Annotated in this window: 16 protein-coding genes and 1 tRNA gene; 5 read left to right on the top strand and 12 right to left on the bottom strand. The window is 71.3% G+C overall.

Annotated features, from left to right (window positions below; genetic code table 11):
* Nucleotides 1-30 precede the first annotated feature (30 nt).
* Entirely contained in the window at nucleotides 31-1,215 is a 1,185-nt protein-coding gene (locus P2T62_RS09830) for an outer membrane protein assembly factor BamB family protein (RefSeq protein WP_276261221.1), read from the top strand.
* A gap of 20 nt (nucleotides 1,216-1,235) precedes the next feature.
* Here P2T62_RS09830 and P2T62_RS09825 read toward each other — a convergent pair whose 3' ends face one another.
* Entirely contained in the window at nucleotides 1,236-3,368 is a 2,133-nt protein-coding gene (locus P2T62_RS09825) for a bacterio-opsin activator domain-containing protein (RefSeq protein WP_276261220.1), read from the bottom strand.
* Between the two features lie 93 nt (nucleotides 3,369-3,461).
* On the bottom strand, nucleotides 3,462-5,387 hold the full coding sequence (locus P2T62_RS09820) for a Hef-associated nuclease (protein WP_276261219.1): 1,926 nt from the start codon (nucleotides 5,385-5,387) through the stop codon (nucleotides 3,462-3,464).
* 182 nt (nucleotides 5,388-5,569) lie between these two features.
* On the opposite strand from P2T62_RS09820, the gene P2T62_RS09815 reads away from it, so the two are divergent.
* Together P2T62_RS09815 and P2T62_RS09810 are read left to right on the top strand one after the other, a co-directional pair.
* A complete protein-coding gene (locus P2T62_RS09815) occupies nucleotides 5,570-6,097 on the top strand; it encodes a Mov34/MPN/PAD-1 family protein (RefSeq protein ID WP_276261218.1) in 528 nt (175 codons plus the stop codon).
* A complete protein-coding gene (locus P2T62_RS09810) occupies nucleotides 6,094-6,540 on the top strand; it encodes an FAD synthase family protein (RefSeq protein WP_420028423.1) in 447 nt (148 codons plus the stop codon). Before P2T62_RS09815 ends, P2T62_RS09810 begins: the two co-directional genes overlap by 4 nt.
* Before the next feature lie 262 nt (nucleotides 6,541-6,802).
* Here the strand turns inward: P2T62_RS09810 and psmA are convergent, their stop codons facing one another.
* From psmA to P2T62_RS09790, 4 genes are all read right to left on the bottom strand, one after another.
* A complete protein-coding gene (psmA, locus tag P2T62_RS09805; protein ID WP_276261216.1) occupies nucleotides 6,803-7,564 on the bottom strand; it encodes an archaeal proteasome endopeptidase complex subunit alpha in 762 nt (253 codons plus the stop codon).
* A gap of 63 nt (nucleotides 7,565-7,627) precedes the next feature.
* Nucleotides 7,628-8,188: an Rpp14/Pop5 family protein gene (locus tag P2T62_RS09800; RefSeq protein ID WP_276261215.1), complete on the bottom strand. Its 561-nt coding sequence runs from the start codon at nucleotides 8,186-8,188 to the stop codon at nucleotides 7,628-7,630.
* A gap of 14 nt (nucleotides 8,189-8,202) precedes the next feature.
* A complete protein-coding gene (locus tag P2T62_RS09795) occupies nucleotides 8,203-8,901 on the bottom strand; it encodes a class I SAM-dependent methyltransferase (RefSeq protein ID WP_276261214.1) in 699 nt (232 codons plus the stop codon).
* Complete coding sequence (locus P2T62_RS09790) at nucleotides 8,885-9,736, bottom strand: RNase P subunit p30 family protein (RefSeq protein ID WP_276261213.1); 852 nt, start codon at nucleotides 9,734-9,736, stop codon at nucleotides 8,885-8,887. The genes P2T62_RS09795 and P2T62_RS09790 overlap by 17 nt, the downstream gene beginning before the upstream one ends.
* Before the next feature lie 138 nt (nucleotides 9,737-9,874).
* Here P2T62_RS09790 and P2T62_RS09785 point away from each other — a divergent pair, with 138 nt between their 5' ends.
* Nucleotides 9,875-10,255 (top strand): hypothetical protein, encoded by a 381-nt coding sequence (locus P2T62_RS09785; RefSeq protein ID WP_276261212.1) that lies wholly within the window; start codon nucleotides 9,875-9,877, stop codon nucleotides 10,253-10,255.
* Nucleotides 10,256-10,267: 12 nt separating this feature from the next.
* On the opposite strand, the gene P2T62_RS09780 is transcribed toward P2T62_RS09785, so the two are convergent.
* From P2T62_RS09780 to P2T62_RS09755, 5 genes are all read right to left on the bottom strand, one after another.
* Complete coding sequence (locus tag P2T62_RS09780; protein WP_276261211.1) at nucleotides 10,268-10,825, bottom strand: phosphate-starvation-inducible PsiE family protein; 558 nt, start codon at nucleotides 10,823-10,825, stop codon at nucleotides 10,268-10,270.
* A gap of 88 nt (nucleotides 10,826-10,913) precedes the next feature.
* Nucleotides 10,914-12,098, bottom strand: a complete 1,185-nt coding sequence (locus P2T62_RS09770) for a lycopene cyclase (RefSeq protein WP_420028422.1) — start codon at nucleotides 12,096-12,098, stop codon at nucleotides 10,914-10,916.
* Between the two features lie 273 nt (nucleotides 12,099-12,371).
* Nucleotides 12,372-12,455, bottom strand: a tRNA-Leu gene (locus P2T62_RS09765).
* 46 nt (nucleotides 12,456-12,501) lie between these two features.
* Nucleotides 12,502-13,041, bottom strand: a complete 540-nt coding sequence (locus P2T62_RS09760) for an MOSC domain-containing protein (RefSeq protein WP_276261210.1) — start codon at nucleotides 13,039-13,041, stop codon at nucleotides 12,502-12,504.
* Nucleotides 13,042-13,126: 85 nt separating this feature from the next.
* A complete protein-coding gene (locus P2T62_RS09755; protein WP_276261209.1) occupies nucleotides 13,127-13,474 on the bottom strand; it encodes a hypothetical protein in 348 nt (115 codons plus the stop codon).
* A 118-nt stretch (nucleotides 13,475-13,592) separates the two neighbouring features.
* Between P2T62_RS09755 and P2T62_RS09750 the strand changes: the two genes are divergently transcribed.
* Nucleotides 13,593-13,901, top strand: a complete 309-nt coding sequence (locus P2T62_RS09750; protein WP_276261208.1) for a transcription initiation factor IIB family protein — start codon at nucleotides 13,593-13,595, stop codon at nucleotides 13,899-13,901.
* 27 nt (nucleotides 13,902-13,928) lie between these two features.
* Here P2T62_RS09750 and P2T62_RS09745 read toward each other — a convergent pair whose 3' ends face one another.
* Nucleotides 13,929-14,438, bottom strand: coding sequence for a phosphopantetheine adenylyltransferase (locus P2T62_RS09745; protein ID WP_276261207.1), 510 nt, complete (start codon nucleotides 14,436-14,438; stop codon nucleotides 13,929-13,931).
* Nucleotides 14,439-14,461: the final 23 nt, after the last annotated feature.

Raw genomic sequence — 14,461 nt, 5'->3', positions numbered from 1 at the left:
GGATTTGCCGCCGGCGCGGCCACGGGGCGTATGCCCACCAGGCGAGCCTTCCTCCAGGGAGCGGCAGCCGCGTCGCTCGCGGCCACCGCCGGCTGCTTCGGCCGGGATGGGACCGTCACGTACCGCTCGTACGGCTACGGCACCCGCAACCGCGGTTCGGACGGCGCGACCGGCCCGACCGACGACGTCGAGGTCGCGTGGCGCGCCGAGAACGCGCTCGAAGTGGGGACCCCGGCTGTGGTCGACGGACAGGTGCTCGCGGCGGTCGACCGTGCCGAGGGGAGCGCCGTCGTCGCACTCGAGGCCGAGAGCGGCGACCGGGCGTGGACCTACGAGGTCGAGAACGGGCTCGACGGCTGGCACCCGGCCGCCGTTGACGGGATGTGCTACTTCGTGGACCGTGCCGGGACCGCTCACGCGGTCGCGACCGACGACGGTACCGGCGAGTGGGAGCGCTCGCTCGACATGGAGCAGAGCGCCATCAATAGTCCGGTGGTCGTCGACGGTGCGCTCGTGGTCGGACTCGGCCGGCAGGCGCTGTTCGAGTTCGGCGGGCTCTACGCCCTGGAGACCGAGGACGGCTCGGTCCGCTGGCACCGCGCGCTCGAGTCCGGCGAGGGCCGGAACAACACGCACACACCGGCTTACCCCGCCGCACTCGGAGGCACGGTCTACTACGCATCGTTCCCAGCGCAGGGTGCCCCGCAGGTCGCCGCCGTCTCGGCCGCCGACGGCTCGGCGGAGTGGACCGCGACGCCGACCGACGGGCGGCCGTACACGGGGGTCGCGGTCACGGAGGACCGGTTCTATCTCGGAGGACCACAGGGCCACGCCGCGCTGGACCGGGCCGGTCGGGACCCCGTCTGGCAGTCCGACCGTGGGGGGCTGTACGTCCCGCCGACGGTCGTCGGGGACGAGGCGTACGTGCTCACGGCCGGCGAGGAGGACATCCAGATCCGGGCACTGACGGCCGACGGGAGCGAGCGGTGGAGCCACGAAAGGAGCGGCGATGGCGCCCCGGGCGCCCCGACCGTCGCCGACGGGACGGTCTACTACGGCGCCCCGGACGGGCACCTGTACGCGCTGGACACGGGGAGTGGCGACGAGCGGTGGCGGTTCGGCGAGGGGACCACGGGATTCCGGACGCCGGCGGTCGTCGACGGTACCGTCTACGTAGCCTCCGACCGGGGGCTGGTCGCGCTCCGGGCCACCTGAGCCCGCCCCGCCGTCCGCAGCTACCCCCCGGTCGGCGACTCGTCGAAGAACAGTTCCAGGAAGTTCCGCTCGGCGGCACGCAGGTGGTAGTGGAGTGTCGCCGAGGTGATGTCCATCCGGTCGGCGACCTCCTCCGCGTTGTGGACCCGGGGCCACTCGAAGTAGCCCATCAGGTAGGCGGTCCGGAGCACGTCGCTCTGGCGCTCGGTGAGCCGCTCGTCGGCGGCCTGCCGGAGGTCACCGGTCGTCTCGACGGGTTCGTCGATGCGCCGTTTCGCCTTCAGGGCCGCCTCGAACTCGTCCTGGAAGGCCTCGACGACGGTCCGGGTGTCCGTCCCCCCGGCGATGCGGGCGGTGAACTCGGCGACTCCGCCCTCGGCGTGTCCCTGCTGGACCACCGCGCCCACGTCGTTCAGCGTGGCGGCGACGCTCCTCCGGGGCACTGCCTCGATGATGGCGGTCGGCGGCTCGTCGTCGCCCCCCTCCCGCTCGCTGACCACCTCCACCTCGAGCGCGCCGGCGGCCTCCGCGCCGGCGACCGCCTCGGCACCCGTGGCCTCGACCTCCAGGTAGTGCCGGAGGCCGTCGTCCTCGGGGACGGTCCAGCGCAGGCCGACCGGCCCGGCCTCCGCCGAGAGCGTCGCGAGGAAGCAGTTCTCCCCGGTGACGCGGAAGACGAGTTCGGTCGTGGTTCCCGAGTGCAGCAGTAGCTCCGTGTCGGCGGCGTTGATGGCGAAGCCCACGACGCGCGCGAGCCGCTCCAGCGCCGCCTGCTCGCGGTCGGTGAACGCGTCGGCCCGCGGGGACTGCAGGCAGAGAACCCCGTACACCGTCTCGTTGTGCCTGATGGGCAGCGCCATGCTCGCACGGATGCCGTGTTCGGCCGCGAGGCCGCGATCGCTCGGCTCCCCCTCGCCGACCCAGGCGGCCCGCCTGACGCACGCCTCGCCCGACTGGAACGCGACACGCGCTGGGTGGTCGGCGTCGTCATCGGTGACGCCGTCGGGGGCGTCGCCGGAGCCGGCTTCCGCCTCGAACAGCGGCGGCTCCCCCGCAGAGGCCGTCACCTCGAGACCGCCCGCGCCGATGCGACCGATCCAGACCGTCCGGTAGAGGTCCGACGCTGCCAGCCGCTCGCAGACGGTCGCCTCTATCCCCTCCCGGGTCGCCGACTCGACGATCCCCTGGACGACCCCCTCGACGGCCTCGCTGATGCGGTTCAGGGTGGCGAGCTGGTCGCGGTGACGGGCAAGCTGATGCTCGCGGCGGCGCCGGTCGGAGATGTCCCGGAGGACGCCCACGACGACGCGATCCGGACCCTCGCCGACGGCGGTGGCGTGGAGTTCGGCCGGCAGGTCGCCGGCGGCGGCCGCGACGGTGAGTTCGACGCTGCCCGTCTCGCGGTCGCCGGCGAGCAGCGACTCGTGCAACCCGACGGCCGCGGCCTGCGAGTCGTCGGCCAGCAGCGACCGGAGCGGCCGGCCGACAAGCGAGGCCCGCTCGCGACCCAGTGTCTCGGCCAGCCGGTCGCTCACCGCGGCGACACGGCGGTCGGCGTCCAGGACGTACGCACCGTCGCCGACCGCCTCCACGATGTCGGCACGGCCCAGGAGACTCTCGTCGGGTGCGTCACCCGGCGCCGCGTCCGTGGGGGCCAGTCCCTCCACCGCTCGCTCGTCAGCCCGATCGCCGCCGCCGGATCCGGCGGCGTCTGTGCCGTCCCGTTGGTCATCGCCGTCGGCGTCACTACCGTCGCTACCCTCGCTGCCGTCCCCCTCGTCGGCCCCATCCACCGCCACGTGCTGGCAGACGACCAGGACGCCGGTCGGGCGCCCGTCCCGCTCGACGGGCGAGCAGTCGACGCTGACGCGGCGGGTGCCGTCCGGCGACTGCACGTCGAGTTCGACCGTGGTCGTCTCCCCCGCAGCGGCCGCCGTGACGGCCGTCCGGGCGCGCTCGCGATGGCCCGGACGCACGAGGGCGTCGAAGGTCGCCGGCTCGCCGTCCAGTAGCGTCGCTGCGCGGCTGTTCGACCGTGACATCCGGCCGTCGGTCTCGAGGACGAACGCCGGGTGAGCGATAGCGTCGAGCAGTGCCGCCCCGGACGGCCCGCTCGCCCCCGATTCCTCCGGCCGCTGGTGCCCGTCTCCCATGGCTCTGGTTCCGCCGGTCGCGGACTGGTCGAGTACAGCGAACGCGGGAGGATAAGTGGTCGGGTGCCGGACGACGTGCCCGCCCGGGGGCGCTCAGTCGTCCCGGACGAGCGTGCTTCGCAGCTCCTCGTCCAGTTCGGCGTCGGCCATCTTCTCGACGAGCGCGTCGAGCACCGCGGCACGCTTGCCGGGGACGAACTTGATGGAGCCGACGACGAGGTGGCCGCCGCCGCTGACACCCGCGCCGGGCAGCTCCTCGGTCAGCTCGGTCACCATCTCGGGGATGTCCAGCCGGACGCCGTCACTCCGGAGGACGGCGAAGTCCGGGCCGTACCCGATGGTGATGACGGGGTCGCCCGTCTCCTCGACCTTCCGGTCGTGGACCTTGCCCGTGGTCTTGCCGGGTGCCGGGTAGATGAAGCGGTGGGCGTGCTCGTCGACGTCGAGCCGATAGAGGTGGGCGTCGTTGTCGAGGCGCTCGTGCTCGACGTGCGGGAGTGCGTCCTCGAGCTGGCGCTCGACGTCACGCTCGGCGCGCGAGGCCATGAACTGGACCAGTTCCTCGTGGCGGTCGGCGTCGGTACCGACGTCCAGCAGGTCGTTGACGAAGCCGTTGCCGTCGTTGTAGCGGAGCCAGTGGGCCGCGTAGTCCAGCGCCTCGCCCACGTCGCGCAGGTCGGCCTCGTCGTAGCCGGCCTCCTCGGCCAGCGCGAGGTAGTCGTCCATCGCCTCGGCCTTCGAACGGTCGGCCAGCCCGCCGACCGCGGGGACGTGGCGGACCTCCTCGGTGATGTCGGGGTCGACGAGCCGGGCGAGTTCGACACCCATCATGCCCGTCGTGATGCGGTAGTCCTCGTCGTGGAGGTACGGGTTGACGTGCGCCTCGAGGAGCGGCTCCACGGCCTCCGGGTCGGGGTGGTGGTGGTCGACGACGACGATGGGGACGTCGTACTGGGCCATCGCGCGGTAGGCGGGGACGTCCTCCTCCGTCGACCCGTTGTCGAGCATACACAGGAGCGGGAGCTTCTGGCCGTGGCGCTCGCGGTCCTCCAGCGCGAAGTTCAGGTCACGGGTGACGTCCTCCATCTCGTAGAACGGTGCCTTCGAGGGGAGCCGCTTGAGGAGGTGGCGCGAGGCCTGGTTGTCCTCGTGGGTGTCGTCGATGAACCGTGCGAGCGCGGTCTGCAGCGGGACGGACGCGCACATCCCGTCGCCGTCGGCGTGGTGTCGCATCCGGATGGGGCGGTTGGTGAGCGCGGCCCGGCGGAGGTGCCGCGCGACCTCGCGGAGCTCCTCGTGGATGGGCTCGAACGCCTCCCACTCGATGAGGGGCTCGACCTCCGGGGGCTCGGCGGCCGCCGCCAGGCGCTCCTCGTAGGCCTCGCGGACCTCGTCGGCGGCCTCGCCGCGCAGGCGCGAGAGCTCCTCGACCTCGATCTGGAGTGCCTCTTCCCGGTGCTCGACGCCGCCCGTGACGCGGACGACGTCCCCGACGTCGACGTTCGGGTAGGCGCGGACACCGGCCGACTCGAACGCCGCGCCCGGGACGACCGCCTCGCCGTCGGCGACGTGGAACAGCGTGGGGCCGCCGGTCTGCTTGACCTGCACGACGACGCCCTCGACGTTGACGATGTCGCCGACGTGCCCGTCGAGTTCGGCCACGCCGACCTCGGCGCCGGCCGCGACCGGCTCGGTCTCGAACGCGTCGAGGTCGCGCTCGGCGAACGCGAGGTCCCCGTTCTCGCGGACCTCGATGAGCTCGACGATCAGTTCGTCGCCGACGTCGTAGTCGCCGCGCAGTTCGGAGTCGTGGACCAGCCCGGAGACACTGGCCGAGACATCGACGAAGACGCCGTACTCGACGACACCGTTGACGGTGGCGTGGTAGTGCTCGCCCTCTTCGAGGGCATCGGCGGTACAGGCGTCCGCGAGCCGATAGACGACGGTCCCCCGGTCCGGGACCCCGTCAGCGTCGGAATCGGCGCCGACGTTCTCGTCGGCGTCGGGCGAATGAGACATGTAGCGGGATTCGGTTCCGTTGCCGTTTAAGAGTTGTCAAGTTGGTGAATCCCGACCCTCCGCCGACGCGGCCCGCGGCGGGCGCTGGCGGACGCTGGCGTGAGTGTCTCGCCCGTATCGTCCGGCGACTCCGGGTCCGGGGCATCGAAACGCCTTAGCGTCGGCCGAACCCACTTTCGGGTATGCGCCTGTTCCGGTCGAGCGGGGTCGTCGGCATCGCCGAGGACGCCCTCGAGTTCGCCCTCGAGGCCTCCGAGGACGCCCACCCCAACGAGTACATGGGCTTCCTGCGCGGCGAGGACGCCTCGCGCCTGGGTCTCGACCGGGACGGCACCGTCATCACGGACGTGCTGGTCATCCCGGGCACGAAGTCGAACCCGACGAGCGCCACCGTCCAGGAGTACATGGTCCCGAACAGCCTCGAATCCGCGGGGTCGGTCCACTCCCACCCGAACGGCGTCCTCCGACCCTCCGACGCCGACCTGATGACCTTCGGCAAGGGGAAGGTCCACATCATCATCGGCTACCCCTACGGCCGGCACGACTGGCAGGCGTTCGACCGCGAGGGCGAGCCCCGCGACCTGGAGGTGCTGGATGTCGACCTGCCCGACGACGAGTTCTTCGACTTCACGCAGGCCGACATCGACGCGGAGCTGCGCGAGGAATCCGGCCAGCGTGATACCCGCTTCGACGGGGGAGATGGATGGTGAGCGGCGACGCCGAGTACGAGCGCGTGGTCGCCCAGGGTACCTTCGACGTCCTCCACCCGGGCCACCTTCACTACCTCCGCGAGGCCGCCGCGATGGGCGAGGAGGTCCACGTCATCATCGCCCGCTCGGAGAACGTGACCCACAAGCGACCACCCGTGCTCGACGACGAGCAGCGCCGCGAGATGGTCGACGCGCTCGACCCCGTGACCGGGGCGCACCTCGGGCATCTCGAGGACTTCTTCGTCCCCATCGAGCGCATCGATCCGGACTGCATCCTCCTGGGCCACGACCAGCACCACGACATCGACGGTGTCCGCGGTGCGCTGGAGGGCCGCGGGCTGGACTGTGACGTGCGCCGGGCGAGCGGCCGGGAAGCGCGCTTCGAGGGCGAACTCCTCTCGACGGGCCGCATCTTCGACCGCATCTGTGAGGAACGGTGCTAGAGAGGGCTGTTTGTCCACATATAATCTGAATATTCCGGACTTTATCCGACAAAGAAGACCTTTCGGAATAGAATTGCACCTTTTATCAGTTATGTCAGTGACTGACGAACGATATCACTCACAAAGCCCCCGGTATTCTCTGGGTGGAGACGGGGATCGCTACGAAGCCCTCGCCCCTTCGAGGTGTATCAGTCGTCAAGCTCCAGGGACGGACGACTCCCTGGGCAGATGAACCGAACAGCGAACCAGAGCGGCTAGCGCGTTACTCCTCGTCCTCTTCCTCGTCCTCGCCGGTGTCGAGCAGTCCGTGCTCGTCCAGATGCGACTCGACCTGCGCGTCGTCGAGGTCCTCGTACTGGGCCGTGTCCGACGGGATGACGGCGACGCCGATGCCCTCGGGGGTCAGTTTGCCGTCGTTGACCGAGGCGAGCGCGCCGAGCGCCAGCCCGATGCCGGCGTCGAGGTCGGCCGTCTCGTCGTAGTTCTCCTCGAGGTAGTCCTCGATCTCCCCGCGGTCGGCGCCGATGGCGAGCGCCTGCCACTCGTAGGGGGTGCCGGACGGGTCCGTCTCGAAGAGGCGGGGCTCGCCGTCCTCGACGCCGCCGACGATGAGCGCGACGCCGAACGGGCGCGCACCGCCGACCTGCGTGTACTGCTGGATGAAGTCGGTGACCTCCTTGGTCAGCGTCTCGACGCCGATGGGCTCGCCGTAGCGCAGCTGGTTGACCTGCGCCTGCCGGCGCGCCATGTCGATGAGCTGGCGGGCGTCGGCGACGTGGCCCGCGGAGGCGATGCCGATGTGGTCGTCGGCCTTGTGGAGCTTCTCGACGGAGTTGCGCTCCATCAGCGGCGAGCGGATGCGCTTGTCGACGGCGAGGACGACGCCGCCCTCCGTCCGGACGCCGATGCTCGCGGTGCCGCGCTTGACGGCCTCGCGAGCGTACTCGACCTGGTAGAGCCGGCCGTCCGGCGAGAAGATGGTGATGCCGCGGTCGTACGCCTGCTGTTGTGATTGTCCCTGCATGGTGTGTATCGGTGTGTGGTGTCTCGTCTCCGATGTCGGTTCCGGGAGATGCCGCGCGTCGCCTCAGCGGTCGGGGGTCCGGTAGTCGAGTGCCGTCGCGCCCGCGTGGCCGTCCGCCAGTTCGACGTCGACCCGCCGCCCGCGGGCGAGTGCCCGGCGGTCGGCACCCGCGAAGGCGACCGTTCGGTCCCGTGGTCCTGCTCGCGGCGCATTCAAATACTTTTCTTCACAGGCGCGCACGGTCCCGCTGACACCGCGGACGCGCGTCCGGACCGGTGACCCCGCGACGGCGTCGAGGCAGGCGATGACCGCCCGGCCACGTTGCACCTCGTCGCGCCGGACGCGGACGGCCGCCGTCGCCTCCGCGCTCCCACCGCGCCCCCCGCTGGGGGCGCTCTCGGTCCGCCCGTCTCCATCGCGCTCACCCTCGCCGCTCACCCCGCGTCGGAACCGGACCACCGACAGGTCGGTGTCGGCACTGCCGGGATCGCCGAGCAGGTTGCCCGCGGCGTACCATATCGCCCGCTGGAGGGCGTCGCGGTCGTACGTCGCGTCCGGCGGCGACTCCAGTTCGACGGCGAGGTAGCGCCACCGGGGCCGGAGGTGCTTCGGGAGGTGTTTCACGCTCGGTCGCCCCCTCAGTCCTCGTTCATCCCCACGGGCTCGTCGGCGAACCCCTCGTCCGAGGCCTCGTTGGTCTCCAGCCGGTCGGCGACGATGACACCCACCTGCTCGTGGACCATCTCGACCGCCGTGACGGCGTACGAGGCGTCGGTGAACGCGTCGACGAGGATGCCCACGGTGGCCGGGTCGTCGACCTCCGGGCTGTAGAACGGCTCCTCGGGGTCGGGCTCGCCGAAGAACATCACGTCGCCGAGAACGATGCGGCGCGGGGCGAGGCCGGCGATGACGTCGATGGCCTCTCGCTTCTCGGCGTCCGAGAGGTGGTGCATCGCGAAGTTCGAGACGACCACGTCGACCGGGCCCTCGTACGCCGGGTCGCGGAAGGTGCCGTTACCGAAGGAGACGTTCTCGGCACCCTGTTCGTCGGCCTTCTCGCGTGCCTTCGCCAGCATCCCGTCGCTGATATCGCGGCCGACGACCCGGCCGGCGTCACCGGCGAGCGCGAGCGCGATGGCGCCCGTACCGGTCCCGAGGTCGAGCACCAGGTCGTCCGGCTGGAGCGGCCGCGCCGGGCGCATCGCGCTCTCGGCGGTTCCGCGGGCGTGCTCGACGACGAGCCCCGCGCAGGCCTCGTACTCGGCCGACTTGTCGGCATCGTAGGAGTCGGCCGCCTCGTCGAACCGCGCGGCGTGCTCGTCAATCGACTTCTTCATACCGACCTCTGTGGACGCCGGGGGCTATGAAATCCTCGCCCAGTCGCTCGCGGTTGCGCGCCGCGAGCCGGCCCCACTCCCGGAGGCCGGCGGCGACCTGCTCGGGCTGGAACCCGACGACCTCGGCGACCGCACGCAGTGCGCGCGGCGACCGGACCTGGAGATGGGAGGTCGGGTCGGCGCTCACGACGAAGGGGGCGTCGTAGTGGGCGACGATCTCGCGCTGCTTGCGGAGGCCCCGCACCGCCTGCACCCGCTCGCCGCCGGTCCGGCGGAGGACCCGGGAGAGGTCGAACTCCAGCCGCACGCCGTTGCGTGCGGCCGCCTTCACGAGGACGTGGTTCAGGTCGCCGTCGCCGCGCGTCGGGTGGGCCAGCACGTCCACGCGCGGGTCCTCGACGGCCCACCGGTTCAGCGACCCGCCGTGGACGCAGACGAGGACCCGTTCGTCCCGGTAGCGCGACAGCAGCCCGGCGGCCTGGCTGCGGTCCTCGGTCCGTATCTCCACCGCCGGCACCACGTCGATGTCGTACGCCTCGGCGACCCGTCCGGGGACGTACGCCCCCTCGGCGGGGTCCTCGGGCGGCTCGGATACCGGCTCGGCGTCCGCGTCGCCGTGGTTGCGGACGACGACACCCGCGTAGCCGGATTCGGCCGCGGTCAGTGCCATCCGCGCGACCGTCGCCTCCCCCTCGGGCCGGGCGTGCACCGCCGCGTAGGGACCGTGACCCGCCGTCGCGGCGTCATCGGTATCGACCCCGGTCCCGGCGGCGGAGTCCGCTCCAGGCGCGACCGCGGGGTCGGACGTCGGTCGGCCGCTGTCGTCGCCCGTCATCGAGTCGGGGGACGGGAGGCACCGTCAAGGGCGTGTCGGTGGCTGCGGCGACCGCCGTCGAGCCGGTGAGTCGGCTGGCACCGGGCGGTGGCAAGGTGGTGCGAGCGATTACATCCCCCCGGCCCAGACGACCCGCGTATGCGGAAGGTCACACTGGCAGTTGTCTGTGCCCTGACCGGTCTCGCCGTCGGCATCGCGGGCGAGGCCAGCCTCGCGGGGTTGCTGGTGATTCCGGCGCCGCTGCTGACGGTGGTCCGGGAGGTGCCGCTTCCCGTGGCGGCCCCGGCAGCCGTCTCGCTCGGCATGTCGCTGTTCACGATGGTCGCGCTGAAGCGCGAGACCGAACTCCCGCTCCTCATCAGCGGCATGATCGTCCCGGTCGTCGTGTTCCTCGGGTTCGGCCTCGCGGTGGCACTGGACCGGTTCACCGCGCTCTCGCTCGTCGAGGGCGCGTTCGGCCTCGGCGTCGTCCTGTTCGCGCTCGTGTTCACCAAGCAGATGGTCGACCCCGAGCCCTGAGCCACACGCCGGCTACCCCCTCGCCAGCAGCCGGTCGCCGTACACCTGCTCGACGAACAGGAGCCCCACGAGTCCGAGGATGATGAGTGTGTACGCCGTCGCCGCCGTCAGGGCCTGTACCTCGGTGGCGTACTCCCCGGTCCGGAAGATGATGGCCTTCCGGACCATCGCGATGACGCCCGTGTAGATGACGAGGCGGACGATGCGACGGGTGTCGCTCTCCCGGACGTACGCCAGTACCGTCTGGTACACCTCCACGATGATGAGCAACAGCAGGCCGGTGTCGATGAACCCGATGACGACCAGTGGGTCGGTGATGGCCCCGGTCCGAGCGGCGGCGACGATCTGGAGCGCCAGGTCGACCACGCCGATGGCGAACAGCAGGGCGAACACCGTCGCGGCGGCCATCTCCACGCCGTGGACGAACGTATCCGTCAGGTCGGCGTAGCGGTCGACCAGCGGCGAGGACGAGCTGTCGGTCGGGATCACACCACCGGTATCGGACGGGCCGGTGTCGCCGCGCTGCGTGCCGTCGTCCGGCTTGTCCGAGGCGGCGCCACCCTCGCTCATCGGTGTCGGGGGGCGCGGCTGGTTGCTCGGTGACGCTGCACACGGTGGGTTGGGACTCTAGTGGCAAAAATCGCCGGCCGGAGTTGGCTCACGCGCGGTCGTTGACCAGCTCGTGGACGGCGACCGTGAACGCCGGCACGACGAGCATGAACAGGTGCTCCTCCAGCGGGATGCCGAGCAGTTCGACGCCCGTCCGCAGGGGGATGGCGAAGACGCCCACCTCCAGCGTGTACCAGTCCCAGAGGTACGCGAGCGGGTACAGCACCGCGACGGTCCGCGCGGCGGCCCACCAGGCGCCCGTCCGCTGGAGCAAGAAGAGTGCCCCGGCCCCGAACGCCACCTCAGTCGCGAGGTAGGTGTAGGGGCCGAGGACGCCGATGTCCGGGAGCGGAACGCCCGCGAGCGGCCGGAACCAGACGGCCGCCACGAGGACTGCGAGGAACAGGTAGGCTCCCCGGATGAGCAGCATCGTCGCGAGTTCCGGGTCCGCGCGCGTCGCGAGCGCGGCGACGGCGACGAACGGGACCGCCGCCAGCGCGGCGCCGGCCGGGAACAGGCCGTCGACGGCGAACGCGACCACGAGGAACATCCCGAGTCCCATCAGCCCGAACGCCACCTCCCGGGCGCGGCGCGGGCCCAGCGCGACGGCGACGGTCCGCTTCTCGATGGAGCGGTCGTACACCACGTCCTTGGCGTCGTCGACCACCTTCACCCCGGAGAGGGCGACGAGGAAGACCACGGCGAACGCGATGACGGCCGCCGAGAGCGTCCCCGCCTGCACGTAGAACCCACCCAGTAGCGCCAGCGCCACGCCCGCAGGGTAGCCCGCCGTTGCCGTCACCGGGTTCGTGTCGAACTGGGGCGCGTGGAGGTAGCCGATGGCCCACCCCGGGAGGGTCAACAGCCCGGCCACCGGGCCGGCGAGCACGACGACGGCCCCGAGCGCGAGGGCGAACCCCGCCGACGACCCGGCCAGCGCCAGCCGGCAGCCACGCGCCGTGAGGGGGTGGTCGTCGTCCTCGTCACGGACATGAAAATCGACGTAGCCGTCCTTCAGGTGGGCCGTATACAGGCCGAAGAAGACCGCGACGAGGTGGACACCCATCGCCAGGGGCACCAGGACGGCCTCGGCGGTCCCCAGCCGTGTCGTCCCCGCCAGGAGGGCTCCGAACGCACTGGCGGCCAGCGGCGGCAGCATGAACACCGGATGGACCTGCGACCCCAGCGCACGGAGGTTCGCGGTGGGACCGACACCGTGGCGTGCGATTGCCATATGGGTCACGTTAGCAGGCAGCAGGAAAAGTATCCCGTGCCTGTCACCGGTCCCTCCCGACACGGAGAGTGGGCCGAGTGGGTACCGTCCCCGACCTCTCGCCACGGGGGGCTCCGCGGTGCCGACGGAGTCGAGGCGGAAGGGACGGAATCGGATTTGACACGGAGCCAGACGTTCCCGGATGTCCGCTTCGCTACGCTGCCGAGTTGCGACCTCCAGGGTTCGAATCCGGCCGTTTCGGAGACACGCCTCTCACGTCCGTTCGAGGCGGGATGCGCGGGACCGGATTTGAACCGGCGGACTCCTACGAGACAGCGTCCTAAGCGCTGCGCCGTTTCCTGGCTTGGCTACCCGCGCGCGTCCTCACATCCACCGGAGGGCGGCAAGAACCTGACGTTCTCCGTCACTCGATGCGGCGCTCGGTCCGCTCGTCGGCCCGCTCGCGCATCGCCCGTGCGATGCTCGCGGGGTCCGGGTTCACGGTCTCGCGCGCGCCGAACTCGTCGCCGACGCGCAGCTCGCCGCCCTCCACGATATCCGCGCAGATTCCCCCGCGGCCCTCCGTCAGCGCCTCCATGACGCCGTCCTCGTCGGCGACCTCCTCGACGTGCGCGCAGGGAGGGCGGGGTCGGGTCCCCTCGAAGCTCACCTCACCAACGGCGAAGCGGTGGTCCAGCAGGTCGTGCAGGTCGACGCCCCGAGTGACGACGTTCCGGCGGTGGCGACCGTCGGAGAGGTCGATGCCGAACTCCTCGTGGATACGTTCCAGGGCCTCGGCCGCGACGAAGGTCACCTCGCAGACGTCGAACGGTGAGTAGTAGCCGGTTCCCTCGTAGTAGCGGTCGCCGACGAGGCCGCCCGGTCGGGCTTCGACCGATCCCACCGACTCCATCGGCGCCGAGTCCTCCTCGGCGATGCGGATGCGCTCGACCTGCCCGTCCATGCCCGGTCGAGGGCGGACGCGTTCAAAAGCCTTCGCGGCCGAGTCGGCCGGGATCGGTCCGGCCCCACGGTTCCTGGCAGGTCGTTCAGTCCCGCAGCGACGCGGCGTACGCCCCGACCGAGCCGTCCTTGACGAGCTCGTCGACGATGGAGGCCGGGTCGAGTTCCAGTTCGTATCCCGGGCGGCCCTTGCCGACAGGAGAGGTCGCCTCCACCTCCGTCAGCGGGCCGTCACCGGTCATCGATTCCAGTGCGCGCAGGACGGCCGTCCGCTCGACGCCGCCCTCTGCGCAGGTCACATCCGCCGTACGCGCCGTACACCGCTCGCGCACGTCGAATGAGTGGACCGGCTCGCGGCCATCGAGCGTCAGATCGGCGACCGCCAGCAGTACGAACCGCTGGAACGGCTGTTCGGGGAGCGTCTTCTCGTTCATGTAGGAGTGACTGCGCGCCCCATCGATAAAACACCGTCCCCGTTCTCACCGGCGAGGAGTGGGTCCCGGGCAGGGCCCGGGCCGGAGATTCAAGTATGCCGGCGACGGAGCGGCACCCATGTACCGCGCGTCGGACGAGGTGGACAACGAGGAGTGGCTGGCGGAGCTGGAGACGGCAGCCGACCGGCTCGGCCTCGGCACGGACGCACGGTCCCGTGCGGCGGACCTGTTCCTGAGTGCCAACCCCGACACCGACCGCTCGAAGCGCGCGGTGCTCGGCGCGGCGGTCTACGCCGGCGCGTTGATGGCCGGCGACCGGCGTTCGCAGTCGGCGGTGGCCGAGGCGGTCGGCTGCTCGCGGCTGACGGTCCAGGGCCGGTGGAAGCCGTTGCTGGAGGAGGCAGGACTGGAACCACCGGGCTGGTAGCCGGGCGGCTCGGCTCTCGGCAGGGGCTCAGTCGTCGGTCGCGTCAGCGTCCTCCGGGCTCGGGCGGCCGTCCCGCTCGGGCGTGAGGTTCCCGTGTTCGTCGATCTCGCCGCTCACGACCCGCGTCGAGGAGATGGCCTCGCCGTCCTCGGCGGGGACGTGGTCGACGACCTCGATGTCGAGCGGGTCGAGGCCCTTCTCCGCGCGGATCTCGTTGACACGCTCGCCGCCGTCCCGGGTCTCCGGCGAGACGATGAGCACGTCGAAGCCCGGCTCCGTGGCGACGCCGGTCGGTTCGGTCAGTTCGCGAACGGTGTACTCGCGGTCGTACTCCGCGGCGAAGGAGGCGAGTTCCGCGGCGAGGTCGGCTCGGCGCTCGTCGAAGGGGCGGACGTAACGGTCCTGCGAGCGGGTCTTCGGCGCGAGCTCGTCGCTGGTGAGGCCGACGGTCACGTCACCGAGTTCGAACGCCCGCTCGAACAGTGCCCGGTGGCCGTCGTGGATCGGGTCGAACGTGCCGCCCAGCACGACCTGCATACCCCGCGGGAGACGTGCCGGTG

The organism is Haloglomus litoreum (genome assembly GCF_029338515.1).
GTDB classification, from domain to species: Archaea; Halobacteriota; Halobacteria; order Halobacteriales; family Haloarculaceae; genus Haloglomus; species Haloglomus litoreum.
Note: the sequence above shows the minus strand (reverse complement) of the source record. Positions and strands in the feature narration are given on the sequence as shown.

What these genes read in the sequence shown, in the direction of transcription:
- P2T62_RS09830 (WP_276261221.1), top strand. Translation starts at nt 31, where the DNA reads ATGCCCACCAGGCGAGCCTTCCTCCAGGGAGCGGCAGCCGCGTCGCTC.
- P2T62_RS09825 (WP_276261220.1), bottom strand. Translation starts at nt 3,368, where the DNA reads ATGGGAGACGGGCACCAGCGGCCGGAGGAATCGGGGGCGAGCGGGCCG.
- P2T62_RS09820 (WP_276261219.1), bottom strand. Translation starts at nt 5,387, where the DNA reads ATGTCTCATTCGCCCGACGCCGACGAGAACGTCGGCGCCGATTCCGAC.
- P2T62_RS09815 (WP_276261218.1), top strand. Translation starts at nt 5,570, where the DNA reads ATGCGCCTGTTCCGGTCGAGCGGGGTCGTCGGCATCGCCGAGGACGCC.
- psmA (WP_276261216.1), bottom strand. Translation starts at nt 7,564, where the DNA reads ATGCAGGGACAATCACAACAGCAGGCGTACGACCGCGGCATCACCATC.
- P2T62_RS09795 (WP_276261214.1), bottom strand. Translation starts at nt 8,901, where the DNA reads ATGAAGAAGTCGATTGACGAGCACGCCGCGCGGTTCGACGAGGCGGCC.
- P2T62_RS09790 (WP_276261213.1), bottom strand. Translation starts at nt 9,736, where the DNA reads ATGACGGGCGACGACAGCGGCCGACCGACGTCCGACCCCGCGGTCGCG.
- P2T62_RS09785 (WP_276261212.1), top strand. Translation starts at nt 9,875, where the DNA reads ATGCGGAAGGTCACACTGGCAGTTGTCTGTGCCCTGACCGGTCTCGCC.
- P2T62_RS09780 (WP_276261211.1), bottom strand. Translation starts at nt 10,825, where the DNA reads ATGAGCGAGGGTGGCGCCGCCTCGGACAAGCCGGACGACGGCACGCAG.
- P2T62_RS09770 (WP_420028422.1), bottom strand. Translation starts at nt 12,098, where the DNA reads ATGGCAATCGCACGCCACGGTGTCGGTCCCACCGCGAACCTCCGTGCG.
- P2T62_RS09760 (WP_276261210.1), bottom strand. Translation starts at nt 13,041, where the DNA reads ATGGACGGGCAGGTCGAGCGCATCCGCATCGCCGAGGAGGACTCGGCG.
- P2T62_RS09755 (WP_276261209.1), bottom strand. Translation starts at nt 13,474, where the DNA reads ATGAACGAGAAGACGCTCCCCGAACAGCCGTTCCAGCGGTTCGTACTG.
- P2T62_RS09750 (WP_276261208.1), top strand. Translation starts at nt 13,593, where the DNA reads ATGTACCGCGCGTCGGACGAGGTGGACAACGAGGAGTGGCTGGCGGAG.
- P2T62_RS09745 (WP_276261207.1), bottom strand. Translation starts at nt 14,438, where the DNA reads ATGCAGGTCGTGCTGGGCGGCACGTTCGACCCGATCCACGACGGCCAC.